Here is a 13,933-nt window from a genome sequence, read left to right on the forward strand (position 1 = left end):
GGGAGGGAACGGATGGCATTCAAACCGGTATACGTCGTCGATGGTTCGCGTACGCCCTTCCTGAAGGCCCGCACGGGCCCCGGCCCCTTCTCCGCCGGGGACCTGGCGGTGCAGGCCGGACGGGCACTGCTGCTGCGCCAGCCTTATGCGCCCACGGACCTGGACGAGGTCATCGTGGGCTGCGCCGCGCCATCGCCAGACGAAGTGAACATCGGTCGCGTGATTTCGTTACGCCTGGGTTGCGGCAACCGCGTACCCGGATGGACCGTCATGCGCAACTGCGCATCAGGCATGCAGGCGCTGGATTCCGCCATCGTCAACATCCAGTCGGGCCGCTCGCACCTGGTGCTGGCCGGCGGCACGGACGCCCTCTCGCGCGCGCCCGTGCTGTTTTCCGACGACATGGTGCGCTGGCTGTCGCGCTGGTACGCCGCGCGCGGCGTGGGCGCAAAGTTCGCCGCGATGCGCGGGTTCCGACTCAAGAACCTGGCGCCCGTCATCGGCCTGCTCAAGGGCCTGACCGACCCGGTTGTCGGACTGTCGATGGGGCAGACCGCCGAAAACGTCGCCACGATGTTCGGCATCGATCGCGCGGCCATGGACGCGTACGCGGCCCGCAGCCATCAGCGCGCGCTTGCCGCCCGGACAGCCGGCATGCCCGAGATCACGCCGCTGATCGACACGCAGGGCAAGCTGTACGCCGACGACGACGGGGTGCGCGAGGACTCCACGCCGGAAAAACTTGGCAAGCTCAAGCCCGTCTTCGACAAGCCCTGGGGCAACATCACGGCGGGCAACAGTTCGCAGGTGACGGACGGCGCCGCCATGCTGGTGCTGGCCTCGGAAGAGGCCGTGCGCAAGTTCAACCTGCGCCCCGTTGGCCGCATCGTCGATGCGCAATGGGCGGGCCTTGATCCCGCCATCATGGGGCTGGGTCCCGTGCATGCCGCCACGCCGATCTTGCAGCGCCATGGCCTGGGCCTGAACGATCTGGACTTGTGGGAAATCAACGAGGCCTTCGCAGCCCAGGTGCTAGGCTGCCTGGCCGCCTGGCGCGACGAAGCCTACTGCCAGGAAAACTTCGGCACGCCGGCCTGGGGCGACCTGGACACGGCCCGGCTCAACGTCGACGGCGGCGCGATCGCCATTGGCCATCCGGTAGGCGCATCCGGCGCCCGCATCGTGCTGCACCTGCTTGCAGCCCTCAAGCGCCGCGGCGGCGGACGCGGCATGGCCGCCATCTGCATCGGCGGCGGTCAAGGCGGCGCGATGCTGGTTGAAACCCTGGACGAGGACCGCCCATGACGACACTGGACACGCTTTCCCACTGGCGCCTGGACCGCGAGCCGGACGGCCTGGCCTGGCTTACGTTCGATCGCGCGGGCAGCGCCGTGAACGCCCTGTCGGCCGACACCATGTCGGAACTGGTGGTCGTGTTGGACGCGCTGGACGCCGAACCGCCCAAGGGGCTGATCATCCAATCCGGCAAGACCACCGGCTTCATCGTTGGCGCCGACGTCAACGAATTCGCCAGCCTGGACACGCCCGAACAGGGACGCGCCCTGGTGTCCCGCGGATGGAATCTCATGAACCGCCTGGCCGCCGTGCGTTATCCGACGCTGGCACTGATCCAGGGCCACTGCCTGGGCGGCGGCCTGGAGCTGGCGCTCGCGTGCCGCTACCGCCTGGTGGCGGACCAACCGGGCACATCGCTCGCGTTGCCCGAGGTCATGCTGGGCATTTTCCCCGGCTGGGGCGGCATGCTGCGCCTGCCCCAGGTGATCGGCGCGCCCGCCGCGCTGGACATGATGCTGACCGGCCGCGCGGCCGACGCGCGCCGCGCGGCGTCGCTGGGCCTGGCCGACGCGCGCGTGCCGGCCCGCCTGCTGCTGGCGGCCGCGCGCCAGACCGTCCTGTCCCGAAAGCCGCCACGCCGCGCGCGCGGTCTTGGCGGCCTGATGAACCGCTGGCCGCTCAAATCGATCGTGGCCAACCGGGCCCGCAAGCAGATCGCTGACAAGGATCCCCTGGGCCACTACCCCGCCGCGCCCGCCATCGTCGACATCTGGGAAAAACACGGCGGCAACGCCCTGAAGGCGCCCGAACTCATCGATCGCATCATCGCGTCCGGCACAGCCCGAAACCTGCTGCGGGTGTTCCGCCTGCAAGAGCGCCTGAAAGCCAATGGCAAACAGCACGGCGTCACGCCGGCGCGTCACGTGCACGTGGTGGGCGCCGGCGTCATGGGCGGCGACATCGCGGCCTGGTGCGCGCTCAAGGGCATGACGGTCACGCTGCAGGACCAGGACATGGCACGCATCGCGCCCGCCATCAAGCGCGCCGCCGACCTCTACGCACGGCGCCTGAAAGACCCGCGCCAGGCGCGCGCCGCCTTCGACCGGCTGGTGCCGGACACGGCCGGCGGCGGTGTCCCGCTGGCGGACATCGTCATCGAGGCCATCAGCGAACAGCCCGAGGCCAAGCGCGCGCTGTACCAGTCGCTGGAACCGCGCATGAAAGCGGGCGCGCTGCTGGCCACCAACACGTCCAGCCTGTCGCTCGAGACACTTCGCCAGGGGCTGGCGCGTCCGGACCGTCTGGTGGGCATCCACTTCTTCAATCCCGTCGCGAAGATGCCGCTGGTCGAGGTGGTGCATGCAGAGGGCGATGACGACACCGCCGCGGCCCGTGCCTGCGCCTTTGTCGGCCAGATCGACAAGCTTGCGCTGCCGGTCAAGAGCGCGCCCGGTTTCCTCGTCAATGCGGTGCTGGCGCCCTACATGTTGCAGGCGATGCGCAGCGTGGACGAAGGCGTCGCGCCCGAAACCGTGGACGCCGCCATGGTGGCGTTCGGCATGCCCATGGGGCCGCTGGAACTTGCGGACACTGTCGGCCTGGACATCGCCCGCGCAGCGGGCCAGGAGCTTGCCGGCGGCGCCGAGCCGCCTCGTTGCCTGGCCGACCGGCTGGCCCGCAACGAACTGGGCAAGAAGAGCGGCAAGGGCTTTTACACCTGGCGCGACGGCAAGCCGGTCAAGCAGCGCGGCGCCGATGTCGCCAGCGCGCCGTCCGGCCTGGCGCAGCGCCTGATCCAGCCGCTCATCGACGCGACGCGGCAGCGCGTTGCGGCCGGCGTCGTGGCCGATGACGACCTGGCCGACGCCGGGGTGATTTTTGGAACGGGATTCGCGCCGTTCACGGGCGGTCCCCTGCATTACCAGGAAAGCAGCACCATGCAGCAAGGCAGTAAAGCGGCTCGCGCCGATTAGACCGGGGCAGACCGGCAGTGGAAGAGAGAGACACACATCCAACTCGAGGAGGCAGTACCATGCGCAGACGTCCATTGTCCCTGAGCGCCCTGTCGGCCATTGTGGTCGGCCTGGGCGCATCCGCAACGTCCTACGCTGCCGGCTTTCAGCTCTTGGAGCAGAACGCCAGCGGCCTGGGCAACGCGTATGCAGGCTCGGCGGCAAATCCGGAGAATGCCAGCATCATGTATTTCAACCCGGCAGGCTTGACCTATCTGCCGGGCCTCAATTTCTCCGGCGGGGTAAACCTGATCAAACCGTCGTTCAAGTTCTCGGACAACGGCAACAGCCGCAACCCCAGCGTTCCCGGCATTCCCGGATCCGGCCTGAATGGCTCGGTGCCCACGGGCGGCAACGGCGGCGACGCCGGCCACCTGGGTGTCGTCCCCAACATCTACGCCTCCTGGCAACTGAACGAGCAGTGGTACATCGGCCTGGGCGTCGGCGCGCCGTTCGGCCTGATGACCGAATACGACGACGGTTGGGTGGGCCAATACCACTCGAACAAGTTCGACATCAAGACCATCAACGTCAACCCGTCCATCGCCTACAAGGTCAACGAGAAGTTCTCGATGGGCTTCGGCGTGAACTGGCAGCACATCGACGCCACCTACAAGAAAAAGACCGTGGTGCCCATCGCCGGCCTGCCGCTCGCGACGAACGGCGACGCGGACCTGAACCTGAAAGGCGACGCCTGGGGCTGGAACGTCGGGTTCATGCTTCAACCCACGGAGGACACGCGCATCGGCCTGTCGTACCGCTCGAAGATCAAGCACTCGGCCAAGGGCGATACCGACATCGACAATATCGCGCCGACCGGCCAGTCCGTGTCTTTCGATGCCAAGGCCAACGTCGACCTGCCCGACACGCTGATCCTCAGCGCCGCGCACCAGCTCAACGAGAAGTGGGAACTGCTGGGCGATCTGTCGTGGACCGGCTGGAGCAGCATTCCCGAACTGAAGATCAAGAACTCGGGACCGGGCGCGCGCGACGACGAGCTTCCGCTCAATTTCCGCGACACGTGGCGCGTCGCGGTGGGCGCGAACTACAAGTTCGCCCCGGCCTGGAAGTGGAAATTCGGCCTGGCGTTCGACCAGTCGCCGGTGCACGACGCCGCCGACCGTCCGACGTCCCTGCCGGACAACGACCGCTACTGGTTCTCGACCGGCGTGCAATGGGCCGCCACCAAGGACACCACGATCGACGTAGGCTACACCTACCTGTACCTGCGCAAGACGGACATCGACACCACGTCCGGCAGCCAGGCCACCAAGGGCCGCGTGGCGGGCACGTACGACAGCAACGGCCACATCTTCGGCCTGCAGCTCTCGTCCCGCTTCTAGGCTTGAGCGGTCGGACGGCCGCCGCGCCGTCCGACCGATTTTTCAGGAGACTTCCTTGAGCAAGTTCGTCGTCAAACACGTCGCCGTCCTGGGCGCCGGCGTCATGGGCGCGCAGATCGCCGCCCACCTGGCCAATGCCGGCGTGCCTGTCACGCTGTTCGACCTGGCCGCCCCCGAAGGCGACCGCAACGGCACCGTCAAGAAAGCGCTGGCTGGCCTGAAGAAGCTCGAGCCCGCCCCGCTGGCCGGCGCCTCCCGCATCGCGCTGATCACTCCCGCGAACTACGATGACGACCTGGAGCGCCTGCGCGGCTGCGACCTCGTCATCGAAGCCATCGCGGAACGCATGGACTGGAAGACCGCGCTGTACGAGCGCATTGCGCCGCACGTCGCGCCCGGCGCCATCATCGCCTCCAACACGTCCGGCCTGTCCATCGACGCGCTGGCCAACGCACTGCCCGCCGCGCTGCGCGACCGCTTCTGCGGCATCCATTTCTTCAATCCGCCGCGCTACATGCGCCTGGTGGAAATCATCGCCACGTCGCACACGCAGGCGTCCGTGCTGGACCAGCTTGAAACGTGGCTGACGTCGGCCCTGGGCAAGGGCGTCATCCGCGCGCTGGACACGCCCAACTTCGTCGCCAACCGCATCGGCGTGTTTTCGATCCTGGCCGCAATGCACCACACCGCGCGCCTCGGCCTCGCCTTTGACGAGGTAGACGCGCTGACCGGCCCCAAGATCGGCCGGCCCAAGAGCGCCACGTACCGCACCGCCGACGTGGTGGGCCTGGACACGCTCGCCCACGTCGTGGGCACGATGGAAAAGAACCTGCCGGACGATCCGTGGCACACGTATTTCGCGCTGCCCGAATGGCTGTCCGCGCTGATCGCCAAGGGCGCGCTCGGCCAGAAAAGCGGCGCCGGCGTCTACCGCAAGCAGGGGCGCGAGATCCAGGTGCTGGACCTGAAGGCGCAGGACTACGTGCCCAGCGCCGGCAAGCTGGCCGACGAGGTCGCGGCGCTGCTCAAAGAACGCGATCCGGCCAAGCGCTTCGCGGCGCTGCGTGCAAGCCAGCACCCGCAGGCGCAGTTCCTGTGGAGCCTGTTCCGCGACATCTTCCATTACAGCGCCGTGCAGCTTGAGCACGTCGCCGACAACGCCCGCGACCTGGACCTGGCGATGCGCTGGGGATTCGGCTGGTCGCAAGGCCCCTTCGAAACCTGGCAGGCCGCTGGCTGGCAGGACATCGCCGCCGCCGTGGCCGAAGACATCGCCGCGGGCCGCGCCATGAGCAACACCCCCCTGCCCGCCTGGGTGCTGGAACCCGGCCGCCAGGGTGTGCACGCCCCCGAAGGCTCTTACTCGGCGCGCACCGGCCAACTGCACCCGCGTTCCACGCTGCCGGTGTATGCCCGCCAGATATTCCCCGAGCGCGTCTTTGGCGAGGCCCGCGACGACCGCGGCGTCACCATCTGGGAAAACGAAGGCGTGCGGCTGTGGCACCTGCCGCGCGTGGACGCGGGCATCGCGATCCTGTCCGTCACCTCAAAGAATCACACCCTTGGCGCCGAAGTGCTGGAAGGCGTGTTGCAGGCCGTCGCGAAGGCCGAGCGCGAATTCGACGGGCTGGTCATCTGGCATGAGGCGCCCTTCGCCGTGGGCGCCAATCTGCAGCAGGTGGTCGAAGCGTGCGCGGCCGGCCAATGGGAAATGCTGGAAGCCACGGTCGAAAAATTCCAGCGCGCCTCGCTGTCCTTCAAGTACGCGCAGGTTCCCACCGTGGCGGCCGTGCAAGGCATGGCGCTGGGCGGTGGCTGCGAGTTCCTGATGCACGCCTCGCACCGCGTGCTGGCGCTTGAAAGCTATATCGGCCTGGTCGAAGCCGGTGTCGGCCTGATCCCGGCGGGCGGCGGCAGCAAGGAATTCGCCGCGCGCGCCGCAGCCCTGGCGGCAAAGACCGCCACGCCGGGCGAGGTCTTCCCGTATCTGCAACCCGTATTCCAGACCATCGCCATGGCGCAGGTGGCCAAGAGCGGCCTGGAGGCCATTGAGGCCGGTTTCGGACGCGAACAGGACATCGTGCTGTTCCATCCCGACGAACTGCTGTTTGTCGCAATCGGCCAGGCCCGCGCCGCCGCCCAGGCAGGCTACACGCCGCCCCCGCGGTTGCAGGGCGTCCCCGTCGCGGGCCGCAACGGCATCGCCAACTTCGAAATGGTGCTGGTCAACATGCGTGAAGGCGGCATGATCAGCGCCCACGACTACCGCGTGGCCCGCAGCGCGGCCGTAGCGCTGTGCGGCGGCGAGGTCGAGACCGGCACGAAGGTGGACGAGGAATGGCTGCTTGCCGTGGAGCGCAAGGAATTCGTCGCGCTGCTGCGCACGTCCGAAACCCAGGCACGCATTCGCCACACCCTCGAGACCGGGAAGCCGCTGCGGAATTAGCCCCCCGGCGCCTGCGGCGCTCCCCCCAGGGGCGCCGGCTGCGGACCGGCGGAGCCGCTGTATGGTGCCCCCCCCAGCGCCTGCGGCGCTCCCCCCTGGGGCGCGGACTGCGGACCGGCAAAGCCGGATCCGCGCCGCCCCGCCTGAGAGGGCCTGTTAAACGCGGGGGAGTCGGATTGATTCTTCTCGCTGTTGATATATGAGGAAATGGATATGACCAAGCAGATCCAAGACGCCTACATCGTCGCGGCCACGCGCCTGCCGGTGGGCAAGCGCAACGGCGCCTACATCACCACGCGCCCCGACGACATGCTTGCCGCCGCGCTGAACGGCGCGCTGGCGCAGGCGCCCGGCCTGGACGCGGCGCGCATCGACGACGTGATCGCCGGTTGCGCCATGCCGGAGGCCGAGCAGGGCATGAACGTGGCGCGCATCAGCCTGCTGCTGGCGGGCTTGCCGCAGAGCGTGGCGGGCGTCACCGTCAACCGTTTCTGCGCGTCCGGGCTGCAGGCGGTGGCCGACGCCGCCGCCCGCATCCGCCTGGGCGAAGCCGACATCATGATCGGCGCAGGCACGGAATCCATGAGCGCCATGCCGCAGATCATGGGCAACAAGGTGTCGATGAACCCGGCCATTTTTGCCCACGAGGAAAACATCGGCATGGCCTTCGGCATGGGCCTGACCGGCGAAAAAGTCGCCGAACGCTGGAAGGTGTCGCGCGAAGACCAGGACGCCTTTGCCCTCGCCTCGCACCAGAAGGCCTGCGCCGCCATCGCCGCGGGCCACTTCCGCGCCGAGACCACGCCCTACGAAGTGGTGACCCACCTGCCCGACGACGCAAGCGGCGCGATCAAGGTGGTGCGCCGCCTGGTCGAGGTGGACGAAGGCCCGCGGCCCGACAGCAATGCAGCGGCGCTGGCGCGGCTGAAGCCCGTGTTTTCCACGCGGGGCAGCGTCACGGCGGGCAACAGTTCGCAGATGTCGGACGGCGCCGCCGCCGTGATCCTGGTGTCCGACCGCATTCTGCGCGAGTTCAACCTCAGCCCGCTGGCCCGCTTTGTGAGTTTCGCGGTGGCGGGCGTGCCTCCCGAGGTCATGGGCATCGGCCCGGTCGCCGCCATTCCCAAGGTGCTGGACCGCGCGGGCATCAAGCAGGACGCGCTGGACTGGATCGAACTGAACGAGGCCTTCGCGGCGCAATCCCTGGCCGTCATCCGAGAGCTCAAGCTGGACCCGGCCAAGGTCAACCCGCTGGGCGGCGCCATCGCGCTGGGCCACCCGCTGGGCGCCACGGGCGCGATCCGCACCGCGACCATCACGCACGGACTGCGCCGCACGGGCGGCAAGTACGGGCTGGTCACGATGTGCATCGGCACGGGCATGGGCGCAGCCGGCTTGTTCGAAGCCCTGTAGCAGACCGGCGGACAGCGTGAAGCCTTACTGGTTCAAGAGCCTGTCGCCCCAATGGCGCGCACGCCTGATGCGGGTGGGATTCAACCTGCATCCGGCATTCCGCGCCACCGGCGGCCGCGTGATGCACGTGTCGCCGGATTTCCAGCACATACGCATCAAGCTTCCGCTGCTGCGGCGCACCCGCAACATCGTGGGCTCGATGTATGGCGGGTCGCTGTTCGCGGTAACCGACGGCGCCCATCCGACGATGCTGATGTCCGCATTGGGCGCGGACCACATCGTGTGGGACAAGGCCGCGTCCATCCGCTTTCGCAAGCCGGCCTACACGACGCTGTACGTGGATTTCCGGCTGCCGCACGGCGAGATCGCCGAGATCCGCAGGATCCTTTCGCGCGATCACGAGACCACCCGCACGTATACGGTGGAACTGAAAGACAAGGACGACGTCGTATACGCCGTCGTGGAACGCACGATCTACATCGCAGACAAAAAGTTCTACAAGCAGAAGAACACTGGAGGAGACAAATGCGTTGCATCCCCGGAGGGCGAACCGCCGCCCTGAGCTTGATCCTGGCGGCCTGCCTGGCGGGCGCGCCCGCCTTTGCCGCCGATGCGGAAGTCGCCGGCGTGCGTGTGCCCGATCACCTGTCCGAAGGCGCCCACGCGCTGGTGCTCAATGGCGCCGGCCTGCGCACCCGCTTCGTCGTGAAGGTCTACGTTGCCGCGCTGTACGTCACCACCAAGTCACACGACGCCGCGGCGCTGATCGACAGCAACGAACTGCGCCGCATGCGCTTGCAGCTTCTGCGCGACGTGGACAGCAACAGCCTGGACAAGGCGCTGCAGGACGGATTGCGCGACAATACGTCCTCGCAGGAACTTGCCGCGCTGAACGAGCCCGCCCGGCGCCTGTCGGCCTTGATGGCCGAGATCGGCGCCGCCCGCGAAGGCGACGTCATCGATCTGGACTTCGACGCCCGAGGCGTCGCCATCGTCAGCAACGGCAAGCCGCAAGGGCGCATCGACAATCCGGCCTTTGCGCGCGCCTTGCTGCGCGTCTGGCTGGGCGACAGCCCCGCGCAGGCTTCCCTGAAAAAAGCCCTGCTGGGCAACTAGCCCGCTGAACGGAACCGCACGATATGGAACGAATCTGGCACAAGAGCTATCCCTACGGCGTGCCCGCGGACATCGAAACCGACGGCAGGACGACTCTGGTCTCCATCGTCCAGGAAAGCTGCCGGCGCTTTCCGGACAAGACCGCCTACATCAGCATGGGCAAGTCGATCACCTACGCCGACCTGGACGACCTGACGCGCCGCTTCGCGGCCTGGCTGCATGCCAATGGCCTGGGCCGCGGCGACCGCGTCGCGCTCATGATGCCCAATCTGCTGCAGTATCCGGTCTGCCTGTTCGGCGCCCTGCGCGCCGGCTGCATCGTGGTGAACTGCAATCCGCTCTACACCGCGCGCGAACTGGAACACCAACTGGCCGACTCCGGGGCCCGCGCCATCGTGGTCGCCGAGAATTTCGCGGCAACCCTTCAGAAGGCCTTGCCCAACACCCAGCTTGAACGCGTGCTGGTCACATCCATCGGGGAAATGCTGGGTCCGGTAAAGGGGCGCCTGGTCGACTTCGCGGTGCGACGCGTCAAGCGCATGGTGCCGGCCTGGTCCCTGCCCGGCTCGGTTCGGCTGGGTGACGCGCTGGCCGCCACGCGCGGCGCGCCGTTCACGGAAGTCCCGCTGACGCCCGACGACCTGGCCTTCCTGCAGTACACGGGCGGCACCACCGGCGTGGCCAAGGCCGCCATGCTGTCGCACGGCAACCTGGTGGCCAACGTCAGCCAGGCGTACGCCTGGGTGCGCCCCCTGGTGAAAGACGGGCAGGAATGCATCGTCACGGCCTTGCCGCTGTATCACATCTTCGCGCTCACGGCGAACTGCCTGACCTTCATGAAGCTGGGCGCCAGCAATCTGCTCATCATCAATCCGCGAGACATCCCGACGCTGGTGAAAGAGATGGGCAAGGTGCCGTTCTCGGCCTTTACCGGGGTGAACACGCTATTCAATGCGCTGCTCAACCACCCGGGTTTCGCCAGGCTCGATTTTTCCCGCCTGCGCCTGACCATGGGCGGCGGCATGGCGGTTCAGCGGTCGGTCGCGGACCGCTGGCGCGCGGTGACCGGGATCTCCATCGCGCAGGCCTACGGCCTGACCGAAACGTCGCCTGCCGTCACCATCAACCACCTGGACACGAAGGTCTTCACGGGATCGATCGGCCTGCCCGTGCCGTCCACCGATCTCTCGATCCGCGATGACGCGGGCCGCGAACTGGGCATCGGCGAAAGCGGCGAAATCTGCGTGCGCGGACCGCAGGTCACGCAGGGCTACTGGAACCGGCCCGACGAGACCGCGCTTGTCATGTACCCGGACGGCTTCCTGCGCACGGGCGACGTCGGTTACGTCGATGAAACCGGCTACGTCTACCTGGTGGACCGCAAGAAGGACATGATCCTGGTGTCCGGCTTCAACGTCTATCCGAACGAGGTCGAGGACGTGGCGGCGCTGCACCCCGGCGTGCGCGAAGTGGCGGCCGTGGGGGTGCCCGACGAACGCTCCGGCGAGGCCGTCAAACTGTTCGTGATCCGCAAGGATCCCGCGCTGGACGCCGAGACGCTCATCGCGCATTGCCGCACCCAGCTGACGGGGTACAAGGTGCCTCGCTACATCGAATTCCGCGACGATCTGCCGCGCACCAACGTGGGCAAGATCCTGCGCCGGGAGCTTCGCCCGGACGCGTCCGCCGCGGTGCAGGCAACGCCTTCGGACCAGACGCCGGCCAAGGCCTGAGCGGGCATCCGACGCCGGTATCCGACGCCGGCATCTGACGCGGGTATCTGACGCCTGTAGGTTCGCCCGAAGGCAAGCCCGTCGGGTCGCCCCGGTTCGCTGCAAGCGTCGGCCGGTGTCGCGCGGCGCCAACAACGCGCGCGCAAGGCGGCGCGCGGCGGTCCGGTCTCAAGCCGCTGAAATCACTGGACTTTCCCCTTTCTTTCCTGTCGCCGCGCCGCCGCGCGGCCTTTTTTTACATCTTCATCGCATCGGGGCGCTTGGCTGGTCTCATCACCACAATTAATAATAGTTATCGTTGTCATTTCTATACGTAACTGGCTGCACTTGTCCGACGCCAGTGGGGAGACCTTTCTTGAAACGCCACCACAACCAGGCCGCCCTGCGCGCGCGGCTCCGTCCGCGCGTACCCGCCGCGGCTGCACTGGCCGCCTGCCTGGGCGCCGCCGCCGCGCATGCGCAGCCTGAACAGCCCGCCACCCTGCCCGCCGTGCAGGTCGTGGGCACCGGCGAAACCGCCACCGGGCCCGTCGATGGGTACGTCGCCCGGCGCAGCGCGACCGCCACCAAGAGCGACACGCCGCTGTCCGAGACCCCGCAGGCCATTACCGTCATTCCGCGCGAGCAGATCGTCGACCAGGGCTCGCAAAACGTGCAGGACACGATGAACTACGCGGCCGGCGTCCGTCCCAATGCCTACGGCGTGGACAACCGCGGGGATTATGTGCGCGTCCGCGGAGTCGAGCCGGTGCAATACCTGGACGGCCTGCGCCAGTTCTTCAACTACAACAATCCGCGCACCGAGGTGTATGGCCTGGAGCGCGTGGAAGTCCTGCGCGGCCCCTCGTCGATGCTTTACGGGCAAGGCAGCACCGGCGGGATCGTGAACCTGATCAGCAAACGCCCGCAAGCCGAACAGCAGGGCGAGATCGGCGTGCAGCTTGGCAACTTCAATCGCCGTGAAATCCAGGCCGACTTCACCGGCCCGCTGACCGAAGACGGCCAGTGGCTGTATCGCGTGGTCGCGCTGGGACGCGACAGCGACACGCAGGTCCAGTATGCGCCGGACGATCGCCTGTTCCTTGCGCCGTCGCTCACCTGGCAGCCCAGCGCAGCCACTTCGCTCACGCTGCAGGCCTCCTGGCAGAAGGACAAGTCGGGCACGACGCAATCGTTCCTGCCGTGGAGCGGCACCGTCGAGCACAATCCCAACGGCCGCATCCCGACGCGCCGCTTCGCCAGCGAGCCGGGTTTTGACGCCTACGACACCGAGCAATTCAACGTGGGCTGGATGTTCGAGCACCAGTTCAACGACACCTGGAAGTTCCGCCAGAGCTTTCGCAACACGGTCAGCAGCGTGGACTACAAATCGCTCTACCCGAACGTGTATGGCGACCGGCGCGGCGATTCCTACATCGACGCGGAACAGACCACCGTCGACCGCTTCTATTACATCAACAAGCCGCGCATGCGCACCCTGCTGGCCGACCAGAACCTGGAAGGCAAGCTGAACTGGGGCCGCACGCAGCACACCGTCATCGTGGGCATGGATTATTCGCGCTATCGCGAGACCAGCAGCACGGACAGCGGACTGGGCTCGCCGCTCAACCTGTACCACCCGGCCTACGGCAACGCGCCGGACTACACGCTCACCGACACGCCCAAGCAAAGGCAGCAACAGCTTGGCTTCTACGCGCAGGACCAGATCGCGTTCGACAAGAACTGGATCCTGCTGGCCGGCATCCGCCGCGACCGCGTCGAGAGCACGACCGAAGGCCAGGACAAGGAAACGGACCAGGCGACCACCAAGCGCTTCGGCCTGATGTACGCGGCCGACAACGGCTTGTCGCCGTACGTCAGCTACAGCGAATCGTTCACCCCCATCGCCGGCGCCGATTTCTACAACCAGCGCTGGAAGCCCATGCGCGGCAAGCAATGGGAAGTGGGCCTGAAGTACATGCCCGTCAACGCGGACCTGGAGTTCACCGCGGCCGCCTATGACCTGCGCGAAAGCAACCGCCAGACCAACGATCCGGAAAATCCCAACAACCAGATCCAGGCCGGCAAGACGCGCACGCGCGGCGTCGAACTGGAAATGCGCGGGCGCGTCACCAAGGACGTGGACGTGATCGCCAACTACATCTACACCGACATCGATCCCCAGCTGGAAGGGATGCCCAAGCACATGGTGTCCCTGTGGGGCAAATACCGCTTCGCCATCGCCAACCAGCCTGGCTTCGCGGTAGGCGCCGGCACGCGATTCCTGTCCAAGTTCCGGGATGGCGGGGCGCCTGAAACGCCGTCCGTGACGCTGTTCGACGCCATGGTCAGCTATACAAATGGCCCGTGGCGCTACGCGCTCAACGTCAACAACATCGCGGACCGTACCTATGAGGTGGTCTGCCTGGACCGCGGCGACTGCTTCTACGGCGCCCGCCGCACGGTGATGCTGAGCGGCGCCTACCGCTTCTGACGGCGCGGGCCGCTCCGCTCACCGGGGTCTCCACCGAGGACAACCTGTACGTACATGTTGTACGTACAGGTGTACACTACGATTTTTCAACCGTACGACAG

Annotated in this window: 9 protein-coding genes; all 9 read left to right on the plus strand. The window is 67.3% G+C overall.

What is annotated here, in order from left to right; genetic code table 11:
• Positions 1–12: 12 nt before the first annotated feature.
• Positions 13–1,305: an acetyl-CoA C-acetyltransferase gene (locus RT614_RS13765; protein ID WP_313622667.1), complete on the plus strand. Its 1,293-nt coding sequence runs from the start codon at positions 13–15 to the stop codon at positions 1,303–1,305.
• Complete coding sequence (locus tag RT614_RS13770) at positions 1,302–3,269, plus strand: 3-hydroxyacyl-CoA dehydrogenase NAD-binding domain-containing protein (protein ID WP_313622668.1); 1,968 nt, start codon at positions 1,302–1,304, stop codon at positions 3,267–3,269. The genes RT614_RS13765 and RT614_RS13770 overlap by 4 nt, the downstream gene beginning before the upstream one ends.
• Before the next feature lie 59 nt (positions 3,270–3,328).
• Positions 3,329–4,651 (plus strand): outer membrane protein transport protein, encoded by a 1,323-nt coding sequence (locus tag RT614_RS13775; protein WP_313622669.1) that lies wholly within the window; start codon positions 3,329–3,331, stop codon positions 4,649–4,651.
• 55 nt (positions 4,652–4,706) lie between these two features.
• Positions 4,707–7,097, plus strand: coding sequence for a 3-hydroxyacyl-CoA dehydrogenase/enoyl-CoA hydratase family protein (locus RT614_RS13780; protein ID WP_313622670.1), 2,391 nt, complete (start codon positions 4,707–4,709; stop codon positions 7,095–7,097).
• 213 nt (positions 7,098–7,310) lie between these two features.
• A complete protein-coding gene (locus tag RT614_RS13785) occupies positions 7,311–8,510 on the plus strand; it encodes an acetyl-CoA C-acyltransferase (protein ID WP_313622671.1) in 1,200 nt (399 codons plus the stop codon).
• 16 nt (positions 8,511–8,526) lie between these two features.
• Complete coding sequence (locus tag RT614_RS13790; RefSeq protein WP_313622672.1) at positions 8,527–9,072, plus strand: PaaI family thioesterase; 546 nt, start codon at positions 8,527–8,529, stop codon at positions 9,070–9,072.
• Positions 9,036–9,626 (plus strand): chalcone isomerase family protein, encoded by a 591-nt coding sequence (locus RT614_RS13795; RefSeq protein WP_313622673.1) that lies wholly within the window; start codon positions 9,036–9,038, stop codon positions 9,624–9,626. The genes RT614_RS13790 and RT614_RS13795 overlap by 37 nt, the downstream gene beginning before the upstream one ends.
• Positions 9,627–9,649: 23 nt before the next feature.
• Positions 9,650–11,359, plus strand: a complete 1,710-nt coding sequence (locus RT614_RS13800) for an AMP-binding protein (protein ID WP_313622674.1) — start codon at positions 9,650–9,652, stop codon at positions 11,357–11,359.
• Between the two features lie 355 nt (positions 11,360–11,714).
• Positions 11,715–13,832, plus strand: a complete 2,118-nt coding sequence (locus RT614_RS13805) for a TonB-dependent siderophore receptor (RefSeq protein WP_409558466.1) — start codon at positions 11,715–11,717, stop codon at positions 13,830–13,832.
• The last annotated feature ends 101 nt before the right edge of the window (positions 13,833–13,933 follow it).

The sequence above is a fragment of the Achromobacter sp. genome, assembly GCF_032102605.1.
In the GTDB taxonomy this organism is placed as follows: Bacteria; Pseudomonadota; Gammaproteobacteria; order Burkholderiales; family Burkholderiaceae_B; genus Achromobacter.